Below are 24866 nucleotides of genomic sequence, written 5' to 3'. Positions count from 1 at the left end.
TTAGGTTTTTCGGTGCTTTTGTACCTTTTTAGCGGTTATATGGCAAATTTAATAGATAAAATAGAGTTAAAAGGTTCCTCTAGTAATCTTTCAGGCAACGCAAATAAAGAAAAGGTGACAGCACTTTATAAAAGGTTACTTAAGCAAGTAAGTCACCTATGGTATTTTTTAGTGCTTGCCGCGATTGGTAGTATCTTTTTTTCAGCAGCTGATGCTGCGATGATTTATTTGATAAATCCTATTTTAAACTATGGCTTTGGGCCTGATGGAGATATTACTAAGCAAAGTGGTCAAATATTAATGTTGATGGGTTTGGGTATGGTAGGACTGCTGGGGTTAAGATCTATAGGCTCTTTTATTTCACAGTATTTCATAGGCTCCTTAGGGCAAAAGGTTGTATATAAGTTTAGAAAAGATATATATAAAAGATTTACAAACCTACCTGCAAGTTTTTTTGATAAGCATTCCATAGGGCAAATTATATCTAGATTATTATACAATGTTGATCAAGTAACAGAAGCTACCTCTACAGCAGTTATTACTGTGGTTCAAGATGGTACTTTTGTAATTGGCTTGATAATAGTGATGGTAGTTTCAAGTTGGCAATTATCTTTATTTTTGATTATAGTTGGCCCTTTTTTGGGTTTATTTATAACAGTGATAAATAAAAAATTTAGAACTCTAAGTAGAAATACTCAGTCATCAATGGGGGATGTCACTCATACTGCAGAAGAGACACTTAGAAATTATAAAGAGATAAGAATTTTTGGAGCAGAAAAAAAGCAAGAAAATAAATTTTTTAAAAATTTAGATTACACATATTCACAACAAATTAGAACTATAGCTTTGGATGCTCTGACTTCTCCTGTTATACAAATTATTGCATCATTAGTTTTGGCTCTTTCTTTATTTACTATAGCAATCTTTGGCACTAATGAAAGTGGAGCTTCATGGTTAACAGCTGGCTCATTTGCTTCATTTTTTGCAGCAGCTGCGGCTATATTAAAGCCTATTAAAAACTTAACTAAAGTAAATGTTGTTATTCAAAAAGCTGTAGCAGCTACAGAAGATATTTTTTATATACTTGATTATCCAAGTGAAAAAGAGACTGGAAGTAAAGAACTAACGAAGGTTAAAGGCAACGTTAGTATTAAGGATTTAAGTTTTTCATTTGGTGATCAAAAAGTGTTAGACGGTGTAAGCGTAGACATTAAAGCAGGTGAAACAGTAGCTTTTGTTGGTAGATCTGGTAGTGGAAAAACTACACTTACTAGTGTTATATCAAGGTTTTATACACAACATAATGGAGTTGTTTATGTTGATGATGTTGATAGTCGTGATTTAACGTTAAAAAACCTACGTTCTCATTTATCATTAGTTTCACAAAATGTACATCTATTTGATGATACTGTTTATAATAATGTGGCATTTGGTACAGATAAAGATGTGACAGAACAAGAAGTTATAGATGCTTTAAAAAAAGCTAATGCTTATGAGTTTGTAGAAACTTTGCCAGAAGGTATACATACTGGTATAGGTAATAATGGATCTAAGCTCTCAGGAGGACAACGCCAGAGATTATCTATAGCTAGAGCATTATTAAAAGATGCTCCAATACTTATATTTGATGAAGCTACAAGTGCTTTGGATAATGAATCTGAAAGAGTAGTTCAGCAAGCTCTTGAGAACCTGACTACTTCACGTACAACTATAGTGATAGCACATAGGTTAAGTACAGTTGAAAACGCTGATAAAATCATAGTTATGGATAGGGGTAAAGTTGTTGAAAGTGGTAAGCATCAAGAACTTTTGGAAAATAATGGATTATACAGTAAACTATACCAATCAGGACTTAAGTAAGTCAAATGTTAGATAAAATATGGTATCAGCGAAAGACTAACGTTGTGAGTTTTTTGCTAAAACCATTATCAATTGTTTTTTCAAGAGTTGCTAATTTTCGTAAAACCAAGCAACTCCAGTTTCAGTATAGGTCTAATATACCTGTTGTTGTCGTTGGCAATATTTCTGTAGGCGGTACAGGTAAAACTCCTGTAGTTAGGAAGCTGGCGGAAAATTATCTTAGGCAGAATAAAAAACTAGCTATTATAAGTAGAGGCTATGGTGCTAAATCTGCTGAGTATCCTTTTGAAGTAAGCAAAGGTACTCTTCCTAGTCAGTGTGGTGATGAACCTGCTATGCTTTATGATTCTTTAGGTGGTAAAGTGCCTATAGTTATCAGTCCGAAAAGAATAGACTCTGTTAAGTTTATTGAAAAAAAATACCCTAATACAGATATAATAATTAGCGATGATGGCTTACAGCATTATAAATTAGCTAGAGATTATGAGATAGTTGTTGTTGACGCTACACGTATGTTTGGTAATAGTTTGTGTTTACCAGTCGGACCACTAAGAGAGCCTATAGAAAGGTTAAAATCAGTAGATAGTATAATAGTTATTGGTCAATGTGATCTAAAGGATAAAGAGTTCTTAGTATCTTATAATCAAAACGTTATATTTACTAAAATTACAGCTACTAGGTTTGTAAATATTACTTCAGGTAGGTGTGTACCTATAAAAATTTTTGGTAAAAAACCAGTAGTTGCTGTAGCAGGTATTGGTAACCCAAATAAATTTTTTACTAGTTTGGAAAGTTGTGGATTAGATATAGTAGATAAAAAAGTGTTTAAAGACCATCACAAGTTTAGTCAAGAAGATTTTTCTATTATTGGTGACTCACAAACTGTAGTAATGACATATAAAGATGCTATTAAGTGTAAAAATTTTAGTAAAGAAAATTGGTGGTATTTGGATATCGATTTAGAATTATCTCTAACTGACTTAAGTATATTTAACTAAGCTTAGGACATTAAGTGTTTGCTAAACTGGGTTATATAGATTACTATTTAGCTTGATAAAAATTTTTATAAAATTTCTCATGAAAAAAATAGTTTTGGTTGATGGTTCGTCATATTTATTTAGAGCCTTTCACGCGCTACCAAAGCTCACTAATAGTCAAGGTGAGCCTACAGGGGCGATCTTGGGTGTCATCAATATGATTAAAAAACTACCAGTAATGTATCAAACAGAATATATTGCAGTAGTATTTGATCCCAAAGGTAAGAGTTTTCGTCACGAAATTTATCCAGAATATAAGGCAAACCGTAAGGATATGGATGACGAACTAAGGGTTCAAATTAAGCCTTTACATGAAATAATCAAAAAAATGGGTTTTCCTCTTATTATCAAAGAAAATGTCGAAGCAGATGACGTGATAGGTACTTTAGCAAAACGGCTTGAAGCTCAGGGTTATCAGGTGGTTATTTCTACTGGTGATAAAGATATGGCTCAGCTGGTAAGTGAAAATATAATGCTATATGACTCAATGAAAGACGCTACAACAGATATTCCCAAGGTTTTAGAAAAGTATCAAGTTAAACCTAGCCAGATTATAGATTATTTAGCTTTAATGGGAGATTCTTCAGATAATATTCCTGGGGTTCCAAAAGTTGGTCCAAAAACAGCAGTTAAGTGGTTACAAGAGTATAAAAATATTGAAAATATTATAGTAAACAAAGATAAAATAGCAGGCAAAGTTGGTGAGAATTTGCGTAACAATATTGATCTTCTTAGGTTATCTTATCAATTAGCTACTATAAAATGTGACCTTGACCTGAATATTCCTATAAATGAGTTAAAATGTAAAGAAATGGATAAAGAAACTTTACATAAATTCTTTGTAAGATACGAATTTAAATCTCTTTTAAAAGCTCTAGACATTGGTGTAGAAATTGTGGAAAGAAAAACCGTAAATATTGATTATAAGACAGTTTTTACAGATAAAGAGTTAGAAAGTTTGGTGAAAACTTTAGAAACTAAAGAAGGTTTTGCATTTGATACTGAAACAGATTCGTTAGATACTTACGAAGCAAATCTGGTAGGGCTTTCTTTTTGTGCTGAAGAAGGCCAAGCATATTATATCCCTTTACAACATAGATACCTTGGAGTGCCGCAACAGCTTGAGTTAAAAACTGTATTGGAGTCCCTAAAACCAATATTCTCTAACATAAAGAAGTTTAAAGTCGCTCATAATTTTAAGTTTGATGAAAAAGTTTTATCAAAATATGGAGTTAATATTCAAGGAAGTATTCATGATACTATGATTATGTCTTATGTACTAAAAAGTAGTGGTAAGCATGATATGGATAGTGTCTCCAAAGAGTATCTTGATGTCGAGCCTATCCCTTATAGTGCAATAGCTGGGACTGGTAGAAACCAGCAAACTTTAGACCAAGTGGAAATCGACAAAGTAGCTAAGTACGCCGCTGAAGATGCAGATATTACTTTCAGATTATATAATTTTCTAAAAGTTTTATTGGAAAAAGAAGAGACACTTAATAAGCTGTATTTTAAAATAGAAATGCCATTGACCCTAATTTTAAATCAAATGGAAAAATTGGGTGTCAAGATAGATGCTGATAAGTTAATTAGACATAGTCAAGAGCTTGAAAATAGTATTAAAGAGCTAGAAAAAAAGTGTTTTAAGTTGTGTGGACAAGAGTTTAATTTATCTTCACCAGTGCAATTAAGAGAAGTACTATTTGAAAAAATGGGGTTGCCAGCAGTTAAAAAAACTGCAAAAGGTCAGGCTTCAACTTCAGAAGAGGTACTTACACAATTAGCTCAAGAATATGAAGTGGCTGATTTAATTATGAAATATCGCCACCTTTGTAAGTTAAAAAACACTTATACTGATAAGTTGCCAGCTATGCTTGATAAGAATTCAAGAGTACATACCTCATATAACCAAACAGGCACTGTAACAGGTAGACTATCTTCATCTGATCCTAATTTACAGAATATTCCGATTAAAAGTTCTGAAGGTAGAAAAATAAGAGAAGCCTTTATAGCAGAAGAGGGTAATTATATAGTTGCAGCAGACTACTCACAGATAGAGCTTAGGATTATGGCTCATTTATCCAAAGATGAAAACCTTCTTAAAGCTTTTAGACAGGGCTTAGATATACACCGTGCAACGGCTGCAGAGGTTTTAGGGATAAGCATAGCTGATGTAACAAATGAGCAAAGAAGAAGAGCAAAAGCTGTAAATTTCGGTTTGATTTATGGGATGAGTGCATTTGGATTGGCAAAACAGCTGGAAATTTCTAGAAGTGAGGCTCAAGAATATATAGAAACATATTTTAGTCGCTACCCGGGGATTAAGGAATATATGAATACAGCAAAAAAAGTTGCTCAAGAAAGTGGCTATGTAGAAACTACATTAGGAAGAAGGTTATATTTACCAGAGATAAACGCGAGAAACGTTATGCAACGTAATGCTGCTGAAAGAGCAGCTATTAACGCTCCAATGCAAGGCACAGCGGCAGACATTATTAAAAAAGCAATGATAGATGTTAGTACTAAGCTTGTTCAAGATTACAATCAAGACGTTAAAATGATAATGCAGGTTCACGATGAGCTTGTATTTGAAGTTACAAAAGATAAGATAGATGATGTTTGTAAGCAGATAAAAGGTATAATGGAGCAAGCAATCATGCTTAGCGTGCCACTTGAGGTAAACGTAGGATTTGGAGATAACTGGGATCAAGCACACTAGACTTATTTTGTGAGATATCTGCCAAAATTTTAGAGTGAGAGTGAATTATATCAATTAGGTAGTCAAAAGAAGCGCTTTAAATTATAGTTTTAAGTTGGTGTAAAGTTTTGGTTATTAATAGTTATTAATGGGTTTAAAATAGTGAATAACGAATACGTAAATAAGTACGTTAACATTATTAAGTTACATCATGGTGTTATTTATGTTTAGTAGAAAATTGAGGTTAATAAAATGTTATTAGTTATGGATGTGGGTAACTCACATATTCACACAGGTGTTTTTGATAGTGATAAATTAATTAATCAGACGCGTTATGCTACAGCTTCGGCCGATTCAACTTCTGATCAGTTGGGTGTATTTTTACGACAAGTTTTACGTGAGAATAATATTGATCCTAATTATATAACAGGATGTGCAATTTCCTCAGTGGTGCCACATTTAAATTATTCACTTGGGTCAGCAATCATAAAATATTTCAAGCTAAAACCTTTTTTTGTGAATATGAATCTTAAACTAAACCTTGATATGTCTGCTGTAGAGGCACATCAAGTAGGAGCAGACAGGCTAGCAAGTTGTATAGGAGCAGTTGCTGACTACCCAGATAAGGATCTGATTATAGTTGACCTTGGTACTGCAACTACTTTAGATGTTGTAACTAAAGATCATAAATATTTAAGTGGTTGCATATTACCAGGTGTTAAGCTATCTTTGAACGCTTTATGCCAAGGAGCTGCTCAATTACCGTCAGTAACAATTATTAAGCCCAATAAGGCTATAGGTAATGATACAATAACAAACATTCGTTCGGGGTTGTATTTTGGCCATCTTGGGGCATTAAAAGAGCTTAAAAGTAGGATTATCGAGGAAGTGGGTACAAATGAAGTGTATACCATAGCGACAGGTGGTTTTGCTAATTTGTTTAAAGATGAAGACATTTTTGATGAAATCTCACCAGATTTGGTTTTACGAGGCATAAGAATAGCTTTTTTAGAAAATATTAACAATAAAGGTTAGTTGCCAGGAGTTTATATGTTGAGAAATAAAAAGGTTGTAATCTTGCTTTTTGATTCTTTTGGGATTGGTGAAGCTCCAGATGCTGCAGAGTTTGGTGACCAAGGGACTGATACTTTAGGGCATATAGTTGATTACTTTAAAAACAATGGTATGAGTATTAGTCTGCCAAACTTAGCTAAAAAAGGCTTAAAAAAAGTTGCAGAACATAGTCGTGGCCAAGCTTTATCTTTGAATATAGCAACTCAAGGTGATGAAATTGAAAACTCTAAGTATGGGTATTGTGCCGAAATTAGTAGAGGAAAAGATACTCCAAGTGGCCACTGGGAGTTAGCAGGTGTACCTGTTACATTTGATTGGTATTATTTTACACCTAAAAGTGAACAAAGTTGTTTTGACCAAGAATTTATAGATAAATGGGTTGAAAAAGCAAAGTTAAATGATGGTTTTATAGATGCGGGACATGCTTCAGGAACTGAAATTTTAAAACAATATGGTTGCGAAAGCTGTGTTACAAAAAAACCTATAGTTTATACGTCCGCAGATAGTGTATTTCAGATAGCTGCCCATGAAGATTATTTTGGATTAGAACGGTTGTTAGAGATATGTAAGATAGCTCGAGAAACGCTTAATGAAATGAATATTAAAGTAGGGCGTGTAATAGCTAGACCATTTATAGGCGAATCAGCAGATGAATATGCGCGCACTGGTAATAGAAGAGATTTTTCTATATTACCACCAGCACCAACTTTATTAGAGAAATTGACTAAAGCTGGTGGTAAAGTTATTTCGATAGGCAAAATAGCCGATATTTACGCTAACCAAGGGATATCTAAAAAAGTTAAAGCAACAGGTTTAGAAGAGTTGTTTGATCAAACTATAAAAGAATATGCACAAGCTGAGCCAAATAGTTTAGTATTTACTAATTTTGTCGATTTAGACTCAAGTTTTGGCCATCGTAGAGATCCAAAAGGTTATGGTAGAGCGTTAGAATATTTAGATTCTATGATTCCTGAATTAGATAAAATTTTAGACACAGACACTATGGTTATCCTTACTGCCGATCATGGTTGTGATCCAACTGCAGCAGGGACGGATCATACTAGAGAATATGTGCCTTTTCTAGTGTGGGGAAAAAATATAGAGTCAGAGTTTATAGGAGCTAGAGAAACTTTTGCAGACATTGGGCAAAGTATAGCTGATTTTATGGGAGTAGAGAAATTAGAGTATGGTAGATCAATTTTTGAGAAAAAGTAATGATTAGTAAACAAGAAATAGTACCTTTAATAGATTTAACGCAGTTAGGTGATAATGATACAGATCAACAAATTGTTGATTTATGTTTAAAAGCAAGAAATTCACTTGGTACAGTTGCTGCAATTTGTGTTTATAAAAAGTTTATTCCATTGGTTAAAAAGTATTTAGGAAAAGATTTTAGAGTTGCTACAGTTGTTAATTTCCCACAAGGCACCTTTTCTATAGAAGAAGTTTTAGCTGAAACTGCAGAAGCTTTAGAGCTAGGCGCTGATGAGATTGATGTAGTTATAGATTATAAAGAGTATTTGGAAAAAGGTTTTTCTGGTAAATCATGTGAGATAGTTTCAAAGCTCAAAGATCTCTGTGGTGATAAAATTTTAAAAGTTATAATTGAGTCAGGAGAGCTTAAGTCAGATAAGCTGATACATAAAGCAACCCAAGACGCTATAAATAATGGTGCTGATTTTATTAAGACTTCTACTGGAAAAGCACTGGAAGGCGCAACACCACAGGCAGCGAAAGTTATGCTTCAAACAATAAAAGAAACTAAAAAAACAATAGGATTTAAAGCATCTGGTGGTATAAGAGACTATGAGCAAGCAGTAGAATATATAAAGTTAGCACAAGCGCTCTTTTCAGATGATTATATCGACCCAAAAACTTTTAGATTTGGAGTCAGTAGTTTATTGGATAATTTATTAACAGATGGTGGATGTGTAAAGAATGGTTACTAAACTTTTATTTTTTGTATTAGATATTTTAGCAATTTTTTTATTAGCTTATATTTGGAGCAGTGATAGAAAAAAAATTAGGTATAACTATTTATTATTAATCCTTATAGTCCAAACCGGCTTAGCTTACTTTTTTTTAAAATCAAACATCGGTGAAAAAGTTATTACTGTAATTGTTGTTGGATTTAGTTATTTGCTAAATAGTGCTAATGTAGGGACAAGATTTATCTTTGGTTCGTTAGCTGATATGGATGGGGGACATATTTTCTTTTTTTCAGTGGCGATGCCGATTATTGTTATGTCTGCTATTATTGGTATTTTACAATATTTAAAAATATTACCGGTTCTAATAAAATTTGTTGGATTTGTACTATCAAAAATAACAGGAATGGGTAAGTTAGAGTCTTTTAATGCTGTTAGTTCACTTGCTGTTGGCCAATCAGAAAATTTTATAGCTTATAAAAAAATAATAGGTCACCTTCCTTCAAATGTATTATATACAATGGCAGCAACGGCTATGTCTACAGTTTCGCTTGCTATAGCAGGTGCGTATATGGGGATGTTGAGTATAGAAAATGGTTTTGATCCTAGATATGTGGTTGTGGCTATGGTTATGAATATGTTTGGTACCTTTTTTGTACTAACAATTATAAACCCATATGAGAAATCAGAAGCTTTTGATTATGATAACTTACATATTAGCCTAGAAGAGAATATTGAGAAGCAAAGTTTTTTTGAAATGTTGGCTGAATACATATTAGACGGATTTAAAATAGCTGTAATTGTTAGTGCTATGCTTATCGGTTTTATAGCATTACTGAGTATTATAGATATTATATGTAAAGCAGTTCTTGGAATTACCTTTACGGGTATCTTAGGCTATATCTTTTATCCTATAGCATGGTTGCTACGTATTCCAGACCAAGAATTACATCTTGCTGGTGAAATCATGGGAACAAAGTTGGTTAGTAATGAGTTTGCAGCTATAGATCTTATGATTAAAAAGGGTGTCGAACTCTCAACTCATGCAAAAGCTGTTTTATCAGTGTTTTTAATATCATTCGCTAATTTTAGCTCTATAGGTATTATCATAGGGGCTATTCAAGCTGTTAGTAAAAAAGCCTCTATCAAGGTGGCAAAATTTGGCTTAAAAATTGTATATGGAGCTTCGATAGTAAGTTTTCTATCGGCTACTGTGGTTGGTCTTTTCGTTTAGTAAATGGGGGATTGCTAAGTAATGCAAGGTAAATTTCTAGTTATAGAAGGTTTGGATGGAGCAGGTAAAAGTACTGCTATGCAATTTATTCAAAATTTTTTTGCTGAGAAAAAAATCCAAGCTATTTATACGCGAGAACCAGGTGGTACAAAGGTAGCTGAAGAGCTAAGAAATCTTGTTCTGCATAATAAGTATAACGAAGAAATTCACTCTGATGCTGAACTGCTGATGATCTACGCAGCTCGAGTGCAGCATTATAGAAATTTAATCCTGCCAGCTTTAGAGCGAGGTGTAAATGTTGTCTCAGATAGATTTTACTGGTCTAGTTTAGCTTACCAAGGTGGTGGTAGAGGTTTAGACTTGGCAAAGATAGAAGCTTTAAATAGTAATTTTCTTGGTAATTGTGAGCTTGATTTAGTTATTTACCTAGACATAGAACCTTTGGTTGGGTTGCAAAGAGCAAAAAAAGTTGATTCTCCAGATAGAATAGAACAAGCTGGTTTAGAATTTTTCGAAAGAACAAGAAAGGTGTTTAAGAAACTCGTAAACAAATCAAATAAGGCTGTAGAAATAGATGCTAGTTTACCGTTAGAGGAAATACAAAAAAGGATCCATCAAGTTTTAAATGAATGTTTTTAGTTTTTAAATTATAAAATATTTAGTAAACTCTTCTAATTAAAATAAAGTCAATTAGTTTATTTATATTATTATGAACAATATTCTTAAAGAGATCGCTAAGCGTAGAACTTTTGCAATTATTTCTCACCCTGATGCGGGTAAGACAACCATAACTGAAAAAATGCTATTGTTTGGAAATGCAATAAAGACGGCAGGTACTGTTAAGGCTAAGAAAAGTGGTGTGCATGCAACCTCTGATTGGATGGAAATGGAAAAACAAAGAGGTATCTCAATAACTACTTCAGTTATGCAATTCCCTTATAATGATAGAATTGTTAACTTGCTTGATACTCCGGGCCATGAAGATTTCTCAGAAGATACATATCGTACTTTAACGGCTGTAGATTCAGCTTTGATGGTTGTTGATGCTGTAAAAGGTGTTGAGGACAGAACTATTAAGTTAATGAATGTATGCCGCTTGAGAGATACACCAATAGTAACATTTATGAATAAGTTTGATAGAGATACACGAGACTCTTTGGAACTGTTAGATGAAGTTGAGAGTATCCTTAAAATCAAATGTGCTCCTATGAATTGGCCGATAGGTATGGGTAAATATTTCAAAGGTGTTTATGATTTGTACAATGACGAAGTAACCATTTTTGAGGGTGGTCATGGCCATGAGATTTATCACTACAAAAAAATTAGTGGTTTAGAAAATGCTAAAGATGCTATAGGTTCAGACCTTTACGAAGATCTAGAGATGGAAATAGAACTAGTACGTGGTGCAAGTCATAAATTTGATGAGCAGGAATTTTTAGAAGGCAAACTCACACCAGTTTATTTTGGTACAGCACTTAGTAATTTTGGAGTCAAAGAAATGATGGATGGTTTTACTAAGTATGCTCCAGCGCCGCAATCTAGAGAGGCTGATCAAAGAGTTGTTAAAGCCTGTGAGGAAAAACTAACAGGTTTTGTGTTTAAGATTCAGGCAAACATGGATGATAAACATAGAGATAGAATAGCATTTTTTAGGATCTGTTCAGGTAAGTATGAAAAAGGTATGAAAATATATCATGAAAGAACAGGTAAAACGCTCCAAATCTCTAAAGCTTTGACATTTTTAGCAGGAGAAAGAGAGCAAGTTGAAGAAGGGTTCGCTGGGGATATTATTGGTTTGCATAATCATGGAAGCATCCAAATAGGCGATAGTTTTACTCAAGGTGAAAAATTAAAGTTCAAGGGTATACCAAACTTTGCACCAGAAATTTTTAAAAGAGTTAGACTAAATGATCCATTAAAAATGAAAGCTTTACAAAAGGGTTTAGTTCAGCTTTCAGAAGAAGGCGCTACTCAAGTTTTTAAGCCAGCTATTTCAAATGATCTTATTTTAGGAGCTGTAGGTGTACTACAATTTGATGTAGTAGCACAACGTTTGGCCAGTGAATATAATGTTAAGTGCTCTTATGAGGGGGTTAACGTAACATTAGCTAGATGGATTTTTTGTAAAGATGAAAAAAAACTTAATGAATTTAAGAAAAAATATGAAGTAAACTTAGCTTATGATGGCACCGGTTATTTAACTTACTTGGCACCTACAGGGGTGAATCTACAGCTTGCTCAGGATAAAAACCCAGACATTATATTTAGTTCGACAAGAGAGCATTAATATCAAGGGCTTTTTAAGTGCAAAAAATATGCTATAATTTTTTAGTCTTTATTAGAATAAATTTAGGGTCGTTAGATGCTGGCAAGTGTTAAGAAAATTTTCGTAGCAAGCGTTGTTGTAGCTGTTACTAATATATCGTTTGGGATGGAAATATATACTGTTAAACCAGGTGACTATTTGTATAAGATAGCAAAATCACACGTTATCGATGGTGTTAGTAGCTCAGAATTAACAGATGCTATTAGAGGTATAAATAAAGCTGAAATACCTGGTATTGTTGATAATAGAATAAAAATTGGTGATAAGTTAGCTTTACCAACAACAAAATCAGAGGTTGAAGATGGTTTGGCGCTTGCTAGAAATCAAATTTTGCAAGGTTCTTATGAAAATGAAAGCCAACAAGATAATTCAACTAGTAACCAAAATTTACCAACAGTAATAAACACAGCCGAACAAAAGCTTGGCGATAGACCAACGATAGATACAAGTTCGTCTGCTGAAAACATAAGTACCGCAGAAAACGTAATTAGTAGTCAAGCAACAATACCCTCTTTGATCCCTGACGATAGTACTTCAACTATTGTATATAGTGATAGTCTAGACTCCAGAAATATCCAAACGACGGAAGATTCCAGTAGTGAGCAAGGGGGGGGAACTACATTTTTCAGCATATTTAAATTAATTTTAAGTTTACTGATTTTGGTTGTGTTATCTTTTGTGGCAAAGAAAGTATGGGAAAATATAAGTTCTAAAAAAGAGCTAGAACTAGCACTTATATCAAAGAGAAAGAGAGATCATCTTATGTCGCGTATTTCTCCGGTAGTATCAGACAGGGATTTTTACAAAACACAGCAAACTTTACAAAGTGAGTTTGATTTTTTTAATGATAATCCTACAGATAAGCAAGAAGAATCAGTTACAAAAACACCAGAGCTTTATCCAAGAGATAGCTTAGATGTATCGCCAGGTGATGGTGTAGAAGAGTTTGGTGAGAATGATAAAAGTATAGTTGTTAAGACCGAAAAAGGGATAGTATTTGAAACCAGCGTTAATGATAAGTTTAAATTTAATACAGAAAACTCAGTCCAAGAGATAGACTTAAAAGAGAATATTGAACAAGAATTGCTATATGTAAAAGAGTTAGTGGAGCAATATTTGGATAGTGAAAAATACATCGAGGCTAGTATCACTATTCAAGATTCTTTAGAGAAAGATCCTAATAATATTGATTTGCGTTATAAGTTACTGGAAGTTTATGCAAGAGCAAGGGATGAAATAGCTTTTGAAGGAGAGGTGCATTTTATTAAATCTAAAAATATCGTAAGTATGTTTGACCCTTTACATCAAAAAATTGCTAAGCTTAGGGATAAATATTTCGAATAGCACTTATGTTTATATATAAACCTTATAAACACTAACTTTCAAGGTTCTAATAATGCTCTTTAGAAAAAAGAAACAATCAGAAGATAATAGTCTAGATCAAAAACCAAGCAATAAAGGCTTATTTGCAAGACTACAGTCTGGACTGTCAAAGACAGCAAGTAAATTTGGTAATAGCTTAAATACTCTTTTAATGGGCCAAAAAGTTGTGGATGAGGACCTTTTAGAGGAACTGGAGATGCAGCTTTTAACAGCAGATATCGGTGTTGCAGCAACAGATGAAATTATCGCTCATCTAAGAACTAAAATTTCTAGAAATGAGCTACAAACAGCAGACATGCTTAACCAGATTATCAAAGAGAAACTTATAGAAATACTTCTACCTTGCCAACAGGCTTTAGCAATAGATAGTAGCAAATCTCCATATGTAATACTTGTTGTAGGAGTTAACGGTGTCGGCAAGACTACAACTATAGGGAAACTCACTAAAAAATTTCAGTCTGAAGGGAAAACTGTTATGTTAGCAGCTGGTGATACATTTAGAGCTGCCGCAGTTGAACAATTATGTGAGTGGGGTCATAGAAATAATACTCAAGTTATATATCAAAAAGAAGGTGCTGATAGTGCTTCAGTAATTTATGATGCTATTAGTTCAGCAAAATCAAAAAATATAGACGTTGTGATAGCCGATACAGCAGGTCGATTACATAATAAAGATAATTTGATGCAGGAGCTTAAAAAAGTAGTTAAAGTTATTAAAAAACTAGATGATACAGCACCCCATGAGGTAATGTTAGTATTAGATGCAACTACTGGTGGAAATGCTCTTAGTCAAGCAGAAGCATTCAATGAAATTGTAAAGCTCTCCGGTATAACAATTACTAAGCTTGATGGAACTGCTAAAGGAGGGATTGTTTTTTCAATAGCCAAAAAAATGTCTTTACCAATTAGATTTATAGGAGTTGGTGAAAAAATTGATGACCTTCAAGTTTTTAATGCTGAGGGTTTTACAAAAGCTTTATTTTAATCACATATGAAAAGCTTAGTTTAGTGAATACCTATTTACTTTTTATAAGGACTTCTTTTCTGCTAAAATATCTCCATTAATAAAATAATTTTTTTCTAATGTCTTTAAAAGATTTCTTGGGTAGCTTAAACCCACAACAGTACAAAGCTGTACTACTTGAAGATCGTAATTCCCTTATTTTAGCGGGTGCTGGGAGTGGTAAAACTAAGGTTCTTACTTCAAGGATAGCTTATCTATGCCATGATAAGGGTATAGCTGCTGACAACATTTTAGCTGTTACATTTACAAATAAAGCTGCTAAGGAGATTCAGCAGCGTGTTGAAAAAATGCTTGGAATCTCGACATTTGGGATGTGGATAGGAACTTTTCATGGCATAGCCCATAGATTACTACGTAAGCATTCACATGAACTTGGCTTAGATAAAAACTTTAGAATCCTTGATCAAGAAGAGCAAGCTCAACTTATAAAAAAAGTGATAAAATCTTTAGACCTTGATGATAAAAAATATCCTCCAAAATTACTTCAAAACTTTATAAATAAACAAAAAGACCAAGCAACCCGCAGCAATAAACTTTCTAGACAATATGATGCAAACTTTAACCGTATTTATGAGGCTTATGAAGAGAGATTACAGCTTGATAATGCTTTAGATTTTGCAGATTTATTACTTTACTTGTATGAGCTATTTTCTTTAAATATTCAACTAAGAGAATATTACCAAAATTTATTTAAATATATACTTATAGATGAGTTTCAAGATACTAACCATGTACAGTATCTTTGGTTAAAGCTTTTGCTGACGGATGATAATTATATTATGGCTGTTGGTGATGATGACCAATCAATATACGGCTGGCGAGGAGCTATAGTAGATAACATCCATAGCTACGTAAAAGAAGTAAACAATGTTGAGATAATCAAGTTAGAGCAAAATTACCGCTCAACAAAAAATATCCTTAAGGCAGCAAATTCTGTCATCAAAAATAATAATAACAGAATGTCCAAAGAACTTTGGTCCTCCGCTGAAGAAGGTGAAAAAGTACAAGTATACAATGCTGTAAATGAAAGAGAAGAAGCCAAATATATAATTGATAAAATCTGTAAACTTCATCAAGATGGTGAAAATTATAGTGATATTGCGGTATTGTACCGCTCTAACTATTTATCTCGTGTACTAGAAGAAAGTTGTATATATGCTAGTATTCCATATAGGATTTATGGTGGTTTTAGATTCTTTGATAGAGCGGAGGTTAAAGATGCTTTGGCTTACCTAAGACTAGCAGTTACAAGTACAGATAATTTAGCCTTTGAGCGTATCCTTAACACTCCAACACGTGGGGTAGGTAATAAAACTTTAGATACAATTAGAAATTTTGCTCATATTAACTCATTATCATATCAGCAAGCAACTTTAGAAGTTATACAGAAAGAACTAGTAACAAAACGAACAGCAAGTTTGCTTTTAAATTTTATCCAATTAATTGACGATATCGCTAATCAGATAAAAGAGCTTAGTTTAGATAAATTACTGGAGTACGTGATTACAAAAAGTGGGCTTTTAGCTTCTTATGAGGAAAAGGATACAGAAAAAGATCGTCAAAAAATAGATAATTTAAAAGAATTAATAAGTGCAGCTAAGGACTTTGAACCACAAATTGAGTTGCTTGATGATAACGCTGATATTTTACAAGATTTTTTATCTTTAGCAGTTTTAGAAGCTGGTGAAATGCAGGCTGATGAATCAGTAGATAGTATACAATTGATGACTATCCATGCGGCAAAAGGCCTAGAGTTTAAGCATGTATTTATAGTTGCTGCAGAAGAGGGCGTTTTCCCTCCAAATGCTGTTATTAATAGTCAGGAAGCTTTTGATAATTCTCATTCAAAAAGACTTCAAGAAAAACTTGCTGAAGAAAGGAGACTTTTTTATGTCGCGATTACTAGGGCTATGGTGTCTCTAACTATTAGTTACGCTCAGGTACGTAATATTTTTGGTAGAAGTAGTTTCCAAGTTTGTTCTAGGTTTTTAGCTGAGATTGACGAGGAACATTTAAGCCAAGAACAAAACCAACCATCTAAAGCTAAAGTAAGGGCTAAATCTAACTTCGGTGTTTCGCCATTTGATTTTTTAAAAGCAAGTTCTCCCACTAATAAAATCTTCAAATCTGGAGATAAAGTTTTTCATAAAATTTTTGGTAAAGGTATTTTTATTAAATCACAAGCTCAAGGTACAAAAGAGTTTTATACAGTAAATTTTGGCCCTGACGTTGGGCAAAAGATTCTTTTGGCAGATATTGCTAATCTAGTCAAGGTATAGCTTTATCTTTTATGTTGAGTTTTTTAAAAACTATAGCTCCTAATATTAGTGAAGTAACTAAGCATACACTTATACTTGTTTTAGGTGCTAGGTTTATGACATTCCCTATATCGATCGATAAACCAACTGATAATTGACCAACTTCAGTGACTAAGGTAATTAGCATATTTGTGATAGCAATCCCTATAGCGGCAAAATTCTGAGGACATATTTTATTAAAAAAATACCATACTAAAACTTGTGAGGCAGAAAATGCACCAAAAATAAAAACTAAGAATATCGCATAGTTTTTTAATATTTCAAAGTTTATGACAATAACGGTTGTTATAGCTCCTAAAATGCAAACATTGATGACTTTTGTTGTATCAAATTTATCAGCTAATAGAGTTTTTATTGGAGAGAAAATAACCCAACCGATAAATATTGAAGTTATCAATGCTGTTGCAAGTATATCACCAAAACCATATGCTTGTTTAAAATATAAAATTCCATATTGCGAGGTTAAAACCACAGTCGGTATATATATCAAGCCTGCCCAAGTTGCATTAACCCAAAGCTTTTTATCTTTTATTAAATTTTTACTGGCGCTATAAATTTGTCTAAATTTTGGCATCAGTTTTACAGTTTGTACTTCTTTAGGTGAAAATATTTGAAACAATATAGCTAATGGTAGTGCAAACATACCGGAGTATACAAAAACATTTATCCAAGAAGCATTATAGTTGGATATAAGCACACTAATGTTTTGTGAAAAAGCAGCAGCTAAGGTTCCTAACGATATTATAATGCTTGTTATGAAGCTAAAGTATTTGGGGTTAAAATTCTCTAGAGTTAGTTTTAGAACTCCTATAAATGCAAATGATGACCCAATACCTACTAACAGTCTACCAGCTATAGCTAAATTAAAACCTCCAGCTATAAATAGTATGTTACCAGCACCACACACTAAAGTTGCTGTGATTAAAATTCTTTTGCTACCAAATCTATCTAGCAATATACCAGCTGGTATTTGCATTATAAGGTAAGTTATATTGTAACTAGATATTAAAAATGAAAAGCCAATATGAGTTTTTATGTTAAAGTAGTTAACTATTTGTTCTTGATATGCTCCAGTTAGTATCCTTAAAAAAAACTCATAGCAATAAAAGCTTATCCCAATAACTAGTATTATAAAGGTTCTGAAGTTCTTCATTTTTATAAAAAAATGCTCTTATTAATTTAGAAATTTACACTTTTATAACAATATTGTCTAATTAACTTTTTTTAATTCATCATTTACCCTATGGGCTATTAAATATATAATTTCTATATAAATTCTAAGTGTTGAAAATAACAATGTCAGAAAAATTTGTTTTAGCTGTTGATCAAGGCACAACTAGTTCACGAGCAATTATCTTTGATAAAAATGGTAATATCAGAAAAATTGCTCAAAAAGAGTTTACTCAGATTTACCCCAAAAGTGGTTGGGTTGAGCATGATCCTATGGAAATATGGGGAACACAAAGCGGTGTTGTTAGAGAAGTTCTTGAGTCTGGAAGAGTTAAGCCAGAGCAAATTGCAGCCATAGGTATTACAAATCAGCGTGAAACGGTTGTTGTTTGGGATAAAGAAACTGGTGACCCTGTTTATAATGCTATAGTTTGGCAGTGTCGCCGTACTTCGTATATTTGTGATGAAATTAAAAAAGATCCGAAACTAGTTAAATACATTAAAGAAAATACTGGCTTAGTAGTAGATGCATATTTTTCTGGTACAAAAGTTAAGTGGATTTTGGATAATGTTGAGGGTGCAAGAGAAAAAGCTAATGCTGGTAAGCTTCTAATGGGTACTATAGATACTTGGCTTATTTGGAATATGACGCGTGGTAAAATTCATGCAACCGATTATAGTAATGCTTCACGTACTATGCTTTTTAACATTAATACGCTAGAGTGGGATAAGAAGATTTTAGAGCGTTTAGATATTCCAGCGTCTATGTTACCAGAGGTGAAAAATTCAAGTGAAATCTACGGTTACACGGATGAAAAAACTCTAGCAGGAGCTAAAATTCCAATAGCTGGCGTGGCTGGAGATCAGCATGCTGCTTTATTTGGCCATTGCTGTTTTGAGAAGGGTATGGCTAAAAATACTTATGGCACAGGCTGTTTTGCACTTATGAATGTTGGTGATAAGCCAGTATTTTCTGATGCTGGACTTCTAACAACTATCGCGTGGGGTGAAAATGGTAAACCAACTTATGCTTTAGAAGGTAGTGTGTTTATTGCAGGAGCTGTTATTCAGTGGATTAGAGATGGTTTGGGTCTTATTCGTTCAGCAGAAGATAGTGAGTATTATGCAACCAAAATTGATTCTACTAACGGGGTATATTTAGTACCAGCATTCGTTGGCTTAGGTACTCCGTATTGGGATATGTATGCTCGTGGCACTATAGTTGGTATCACTAGAGACACTAAGAGAGAGCATATTATTAGGGCTGCTCTTGAAGCTATAGCGTACCAAGCAAAAGCCGTTTTAGATTGTATGAAAGATGATACAGGATTAGATTTAGCTGGCTTACGTGTAGATGGTGGAGCTGTGCAGAATAATTTCTTAATGCAATTCCAGTCAGATATTCTTCAGTCTGAAATTTCAAAACCAAAAATCAATGAAATTACAGGTTTAGGAGCAGTTTTTTTAGCAGGTCTAGCAGTTGGCTTTTGGGAAAATAAAGAAGAGCTGAAAACTATATTGACTACCGAGAAAATCTTTGAGCCACAAAAAGATCCTAAAACAGTTGCTCATGACTATAAGGGTTGGAAAAAGGCAGTAGAAAGAAGTAAGGCTTGGGCTGAATAAAATGGAGAATAATTACGACATAATAATAATTGGTGGTGGTGCGACTGGGTTTGGTTGTGCTATAGAGGCTGTTTCACGTGGTTATAAAACTTTACTTTTAGAAGCGTATGATTTTGGTAAGGGAACATCTTCAAAGTCTACTAAGCTTATTCACGGTGGCTTGAGGTATTTAGAGAATTTTGATTTTGCATTAGTTAAGGAAGGCTTAGAAGAGAGGTTTTCATTTTTACATAATGCCCCACATTTGACTCATAAACAATCTTATCTTATCCCTACACGTAGTTATTTTGAAACTATTAAATACACAATAGGAGTTAAGTTATATGAGTTTTTGTCAGGTAAATACAAGATTGGTAAGAGCTATAATCTAAACAAGCAACAAACTTTAGCAGAGCTATCAAATATAGAAAGTTCTAAACTTAAAAAAAGCTTGGTGTATTATGATGGTCAGTTTGATGATACTAGACTTTTGATCTCTTTAATGAAAACTTTTGAGTCAAAGGGAGGTGTAGCCTTAAATTACCATAAAGTTGAAAAAATCTACAGTTCAACAAATTCAAAATTAGACACTGTGTTGGCTACTGATAAATTAACTCAGGAAAAAAGAGAGTTTAAGGCAAGTCATATTATTAATGCTACTGGGACTTTTTGCGATACTATTATGAGTTTAGCGGGTCGAAAAGAGGCACATAAATACGTTTCTGTTGCTCAAGGAACCCATATAGTTTTTGATCGAGAGAAGTTTCCAACCAAGCATGCTATTTTAATTCCAGAAACAGAAGATGGCAGAGTGTTATTTATTTTGCCGTGGCATGACCATTTGATAGTTGGTACTACGGATATTAAAAAAGAGGTTCCCAATATTGAACCAAAAGCTGATAAACAAGAAATTGAGTTTATTTTAGAAACCTTTAACCAATATGCTAAGCAAAAAGCAACTATTGCAGATATAAAGTCAGTATACTGTGGTCAGCGTCCGTTAGTTTCGCCTAAAAAAAATAAAAAAACGGCCAATATTTCTCGCAAGCATGAGATTATTGAGTCTGCAGATGGTTTGATTACGGTAGTAGGAGGTAAGTGGACTATATTTAGACGTATGGGGCAGGACACTTTAGATTATATTGAAAGTGGTAAAATTGCGCAAAAACCTTCTAAAACCTCTGAAGAATTATTGATTGATGCTGTTGAGTCTAAAGAGAGTTATCCACTAAAAGTTTATGGAAAAAATGCTGATGATATTAAAGCAATTCAGCAAGAAATGAATAACTATGAGCTATTGCATAGCGATTTACCATACTATCAGGCAGAAGTCGTTTACCATGTAAGAAGTGAAAAAGCTAAAACAGTTGAAGATGTGTTAGCGCGGCGTACACGAGCTGCTTTTTTAGATATTAAAGCAAGTATCAAAGCAGCGCCTATAGTTGCTGAGCTTATGGCTAAAGAGCTTGGAAAAGATAAAGCTTGGCAGAGTGAGCAGGTAGAGGAGTTTATAGAGTTTTCTAAAAATTTTGATGTGCAGGAATTATTTGGGTAGGACTAATTATGTTGGCAGCATGTGTAGCAGAAATTGTAGGAACTATGATTCTTATCCTTTTGGGTAATGGCGTAGTTGCAGGTGTAGTTTTAAATAAGACAAAATCACATAACAGTGGCTGGATTGTTATTACTTTTGCTTGGGGACTTGCTGTTTTTATAGGTATCTTGGTTGCTGGCCCTATTAGTGGGGCTCATATGAATCCAGCTGTTACACTTTCACTAGCAATAGCTGGGAAATTCTCATGGAACTGGGTAGCTCCTTATATTATTTGCCAAGTTATGGGTGCTATGATTGGTCAATTTCTGGTATGGATTATGTATTATCCTCACTATTCTGCTACAACTGATGCGGATTTAAAGTTGGCGACATTTTGCACGTCTCCAGCGATTAAACATCTACCTTCTAATTTTATGAGTGAAGTTATAGGAACCTTTGTGTTAGTGTTTGCTATATTGGCTATGCATGGGGTTGTAATACAGGTTGGAGATTCTAATATAACAACAGCTTATGCAATTAATATGGGAGCTTTAGGCGGTATCCCAGTGGCATTTGTCGTTATAGCTATAGGTTTATCTTTAGGTGGTACTACTGGGTATGCTATTAATCCAGCTAGAGATTTTGGTCCAAGATTGTTTCATGCTATTATGCCTATACAGGGTAAAGGTCCCTCTCATTGGGGCTATGTGTGGGTACCAATTCTAGGACCTATTGTTGGTAGTATAATAGCGACAATATTTTATTTATTATTGAAATCAAAAGGAGTGTTTTGATAATAAAATGTGTGATTTTACATATGTACCTATGTTTGCAGATGAGATTTTAAGGCTTATTTTATCTATTTTATTATTCTTTTGTTGTGTTATTTTAGCTCAAATTTTTATGTATAAGAAAAATTGGGATGTGGCATTCTGGGTTTGTTTTGCTATTTTTCTATTTGTATTGGGCGGGTATGGATACGTTATTCATCATTTATATTTGGAAAATACTTTTTCTTATGATGGTTTTATTTCAGGTGCTGGGTTTTTGACAGTGGTGGGTTTATTGTTCTCAAAATCTAAGGGTGAGGAAATTATCTTTAATGATAAGCTTATAAATAATGATACACCAATGTTTTTGGCAAGCTTTATTGTGTTTTCAATCATTTATGTTTTGACTGTTGATTATAATTTTGAGTGTATTTATGATGCCAGTCAGCTATTTATAGAAGCGTTACAGATAATTGTTTATCCTGTATTGTTACTACTTGGATTAACAGCATTTTTATTTAGGTTTGTAGTATGTATATATGTTTTTGCAATATGCATGGCTTTGTTTATAATTGAAAATATGGTTTCTGTTTATTACATATTATCGTTTATTACAGGTGAGTCTATAACCGTTGAAACGATGATACCAGCTATTATTTCAACTATTATAAGTATAATGTCAATCTGCATACTTATCAAAGCAAAGAGAGTTTATAATAGGAGGAGAGTAAATGATTAAGTATTTTGACAATTTTTTTTGGACTAATGCGGTTGTAGCACTGGTTATACTAGTGGCAGGTTTACTCTTATCCAAGTATGTTAAATCATTAACTTATAACTTGTTAAAAAAGTATGACAATACAGTCTCTCAGTTTCTAGCAAGTTTAATCTATGTAATTTTTTTAATTTTAGTTGTTGTGGTAGCTTTGGCAAAATTAGGTGTCCCAATTTCTCCTATAACTGGTGTTTTGACGGGTATCGTTTTTGGTATATCAATGTCTTTAAAGGCATCTTATAGTATTTTCGCCTCTGGCATAATGCTTGCTTTTAGTAAACCCTTTGAGATTGGTGATAACGTTGATATAGGGGGTTCAGTAGGTGCTGTTAAATCTATAGGCTTTTTGTATACAAAGCTTAGTAGCGAAACTGGTGATGAGATTGTGATTGTAAATAATATGGTTATGTCAAAAGTAATTACTAGGTTTTCTAGTAAATAAGCCTTTTATAACAAAATAATATTTACATTAATTTTTAAACGTAGTAGTATGTGATTAGTTCTTTAAGAAAAATTTTAAAGTAGTTATTTTCTTAAAAAGCTTTATAGATTCAAGCACAAAAAGCTTGATTTTTATTCAAATAGACTTTATAGTATTCTAGAAAGTTTTAGGGGAGGGATTCCCGAGCGGCCAAAGGGATCAGACTGTAAATCTGACGGCTCAGCCTTCGCAGGTTCGAATCCTGCTCCCTCCACCATGCGGGTGTAGTTCAATGGTAGAACTTCGGCCTTCCAAGCCGATAGCGTGGGTTCGATTCCCATCACCCGCTCCACCCTAAACGTGGTTATAAAATTTAAGCTCGCATGGCTCAGGTGGTAGAGCACTCCCTTGGTAAGGGAGAGGTCACCAGTTCAAGTCTGGTTGTGAGCACCATATTATTGGTTTTTTATTTTTTGTTGAAAAAAAATGGAGTAATAAAAGAATGGCTAAAGAAAAATTTGAACGTTCGAAGCCGCACGTAAACGTAGGTACAATCGGTCACGTTGATCATGGTAAAACTACTCTTACTGCAGCTATCACTAAGGTAATGGCTGAAAAAAACGGTGGCTCTGCTCGTAGGTTTGATGAGATCGATAATGCGCCAGAAGAAAAAGCACGTGGTATTACTATTAATACTTCTCACGTAGAGTATGAGTCTCCAAATAGACATTATGCTCACGTTGACTGTCCAGGGCACGCGGATTATGTTAAAAACATGATTACTGGTGCTGCTCAGATGGATGGTGCTATCTTAGTATGTTCTGCTGCTGATGGTCCTATGCCACAAACTCGTGAGCATATTCTACTTTCTCGTCAGGTTGGTGTACCATATATCGTAGTTTTCTTAAACAAATGTGATATGGTTGATGACGAAGAGTTATTAGAGCTTGTGGAGATGGAAGTGCGTGAGCTTTTAGATCAGTATGAGTTCCCGGGTGATGATACTCCTATTATTATGGGTTCAGCTCTTAAGGCTTTAGAAGGTGATGAGAAGTACGTTGAGAAGATTGTTGAGCTAGTTCAAGCTATGGATGACTATATTCCAGCTCCTGAGCGTGATACTGATAAGCCATTTATTTTACCAATTGAAGACGTGTTTTCTATTTCAGGTCGTGGTACAGTTGTAACTGGACGTATTGAGCGTGGTGTTATAAACGTTGGTGATGAAGTTGAGGTTGTAGGTATTCGTCCTACTCAAAAAACTACAGTAACTGGTGTGGAGATGTTCCGTAAGCTTCTAGATAGAGGGGAAGCTGGTGATAACGTTGGTATTCTAGTTCGTGGTCTTAAGAGAGACGATGTTGAGCGTGGACAAGTATTATGTAAGCCAGGTTCAATTAAGCCTCACACTAAGTTTGAAGCTGAAGTTTATGTGCTTTCTAAAGAAGAAGGTGGTAGACATACTCCATTCTTTAAAGGCTATAGACCACAGTTCTATTTCCGTACTACAGATATTACTGGTGCTGTTGAGCTACCGGAAGGTGTAGAGATGGTTATGCCTGGTGATAACATTAAGATGGTTATAACTCTAATTAACCCAATTGCAATGGATGAAGGTTTACGTTTCGCTATCCGTGAAGGTGGTAGAACTGTAGGTGCTGGTGTTGTTGCTAAAATTATTGAGTAATAAATAGTTGTAAAGTAAAATA

General features: G+C 33.8%; 19 protein-coding genes and 3 tRNA genes. 21 read left to right on the top strand and 1 reads right to left on the bottom strand.

What is annotated here, in order from left to right:
• Positions 1 to 39 precede the first annotated feature (39 nt).
• The 12 genes from msbA to FRA_RS06710 all read left to right on the top strand — a co-directional run bounded on the left by msbA (position 40) and on the right by FRA_RS06710 (position 16843).
• Positions 40 to 1860, top strand: coding sequence for a lipid A export permease/ATP-binding protein MsbA (gene msbA / locus FRA_RS06765; RefSeq protein WP_035720223.1), 1821 nt, complete (start codon positions 40 to 42; stop codon positions 1858 to 1860).
• A gap of 5 nt (positions 1861 to 1865) precedes the next feature.
• A complete protein-coding gene (lpxK, locus tag FRA_RS06760; RefSeq protein WP_035720182.1) occupies positions 1866 to 2858 on the top strand; it encodes a tetraacyldisaccharide 4'-kinase in 993 nt (330 codons plus the stop codon).
• Positions 2859 to 2937: 79 nt separating this feature from the next.
• Positions 2938 to 5616, top strand: a complete 2679-nt coding sequence (gene polA, locus FRA_RS06755) for a DNA polymerase I (protein WP_035720181.1) — start codon at positions 2938 to 2940, stop codon at positions 5614 to 5616.
• 231 nt (positions 5617 to 5847) lie between these two features.
• Positions 5848 to 6630 (top strand): type III pantothenate kinase, encoded by a 783-nt coding sequence (locus FRA_RS06750; RefSeq protein WP_035720179.1) that lies wholly within the window; start codon positions 5848 to 5850, stop codon positions 6628 to 6630.
• Between the two features lie 15 nt (positions 6631 to 6645).
• On the top strand, positions 6646 to 7884 hold the full coding sequence (locus tag FRA_RS06745) for a phosphopentomutase (protein WP_035720177.1): 1239 nt from the start codon (positions 6646 to 6648) through the stop codon (positions 7882 to 7884).
• Positions 7884 to 8618, top strand: coding sequence for a deoxyribose-phosphate aldolase (deoC, locus tag FRA_RS06740; protein WP_035720176.1), 735 nt, complete (start codon positions 7884 to 7886; stop codon positions 8616 to 8618). The genes FRA_RS06745 and deoC overlap by 1 nt, the downstream gene beginning before the upstream one ends.
• On the top strand, positions 8608 to 9831 hold the full coding sequence (locus tag FRA_RS06735; protein ID WP_035720175.1) for a NupC/NupG family nucleoside CNT transporter: 1224 nt from the start codon (positions 8608 to 8610) through the stop codon (positions 9829 to 9831). Before deoC ends, FRA_RS06735 begins: the two co-directional genes overlap by 11 nt.
• A gap of 21 nt (positions 9832 to 9852) precedes the next feature.
• Positions 9853 to 10470: a dTMP kinase gene (gene tmk, locus FRA_RS06730; RefSeq protein ID WP_035720173.1), complete on the top strand. Its 618-nt coding sequence runs from the start codon at positions 9853 to 9855 to the stop codon at positions 10468 to 10470.
• A 70-nt stretch (positions 10471 to 10540) separates the two neighbouring features.
• Complete coding sequence (locus FRA_RS06725; protein ID WP_035720171.1) at positions 10541 to 12118, top strand: peptide chain release factor 3; 1578 nt, start codon at positions 10541 to 10543, stop codon at positions 12116 to 12118.
• Positions 12119 to 12193: 75 nt separating this feature from the next.
• Entirely contained in the window at positions 12194 to 13501 is a 1308-nt protein-coding gene (locus tag FRA_RS06720) for a LysM peptidoglycan-binding domain-containing protein (protein WP_035720169.1), read from the top strand.
• A gap of 52 nt (positions 13502 to 13553) precedes the next feature.
• Positions 13554 to 14525, top strand: coding sequence for a signal recognition particle-docking protein FtsY (gene ftsY / locus FRA_RS06715; protein ID WP_035720167.1), 972 nt, complete (start codon positions 13554 to 13556; stop codon positions 14523 to 14525).
• Between the two features lie 98 nt (positions 14526 to 14623).
• The gene (locus tag FRA_RS06710) at positions 14624 to 16843 is read left to right on the top strand and encodes a UvrD-helicase domain-containing protein (protein WP_035720165.1); all 2220 of its coding nucleotides are present in this window, start codon (positions 14624 to 14626) and stop codon (positions 16841 to 16843) included.
• Here FRA_RS06710 and FRA_RS06705 read toward each other — a convergent pair.
• On the bottom strand, positions 16833 to 18035 hold the full coding sequence (locus tag FRA_RS06705) for an MFS transporter (protein ID WP_035720163.1): 1203 nt from the start codon (positions 18033 to 18035) through the stop codon (positions 16833 to 16835). The genes FRA_RS06710 and FRA_RS06705 overlap by 11 nt on opposite strands.
• Positions 18036 to 18178: 143 nt before the next feature.
• On the opposite strand from FRA_RS06705, the gene glpK reads away from it, so the two are divergent.
• The 9 genes from glpK to tuf all read left to right on the top strand — a co-directional run bounded on the left by glpK (position 18179) and on the right by tuf (position 24844).
• A complete protein-coding gene (gene glpK / locus FRA_RS06700) occupies positions 18179 to 19678 on the top strand; it encodes a glycerol kinase GlpK (protein ID WP_035720161.1) in 1500 nt (499 codons plus the stop codon).
• 1 nt (position 19679) lies between these two features.
• Positions 19680 to 21212, top strand: a complete 1533-nt coding sequence (locus FRA_RS06695; protein WP_035720159.1) for a glycerol-3-phosphate dehydrogenase/oxidase — start codon at positions 19680 to 19682, stop codon at positions 21210 to 21212.
• A gap of 8 nt (positions 21213 to 21220) precedes the next feature.
• A complete protein-coding gene (locus FRA_RS06690) occupies positions 21221 to 21985 on the top strand; it encodes an MIP/aquaporin family protein (RefSeq protein ID WP_035720158.1) in 765 nt (254 codons plus the stop codon).
• Between the two features lie 7 nt (positions 21986 to 21992).
• Positions 21993 to 22700: a hypothetical protein gene (locus tag FRA_RS06685; protein WP_035720156.1), complete on the top strand. Its 708-nt coding sequence runs from the start codon at positions 21993 to 21995 to the stop codon at positions 22698 to 22700.
• Positions 22693 to 23178 (top strand): mechanosensitive ion channel family protein, encoded by a 486-nt coding sequence (locus FRA_RS06680; protein ID WP_035720155.1) that lies wholly within the window; start codon positions 22693 to 22695, stop codon positions 23176 to 23178. Before FRA_RS06685 ends, FRA_RS06680 begins: the two co-directional genes overlap by 8 nt.
• Before the next feature lie 171 nt (positions 23179 to 23349).
• Positions 23350 to 23434: transfer RNA gene (locus FRA_RS06675), tRNA-Tyr, on the top strand.
• A 1-nt stretch (position 23435) separates the two neighbouring features.
• A tRNA-Gly gene (locus FRA_RS06670) sits at positions 23436 to 23509 on the top strand.
• Positions 23510 to 23534: 25 nt separating this feature from the next.
• Positions 23535 to 23610, top strand: a tRNA-Thr gene (locus tag FRA_RS06665).
• A gap of 49 nt (positions 23611 to 23659) precedes the next feature.
• Positions 23660 to 24844, top strand: a complete 1185-nt coding sequence (gene tuf, locus FRA_RS06660) for an elongation factor Tu (protein WP_039123801.1) — start codon at positions 23660 to 23662, stop codon at positions 24842 to 24844.
• Positions 24845 to 24866: the final 22 nt, after the last annotated feature.

This window comes from Allofrancisella heilbronnii (genome assembly GCF_000710735.2).
Taxonomy (GTDB): domain Bacteria; phylum Pseudomonadota; class Gammaproteobacteria; order Francisellales; family Francisellaceae; genus Francisella; species Francisella frigidaquae.
The sequence above is the reverse complement of the archived record's forward strand: the minus strand, read 5'-3'. Positions and strand labels throughout refer to the sequence as shown.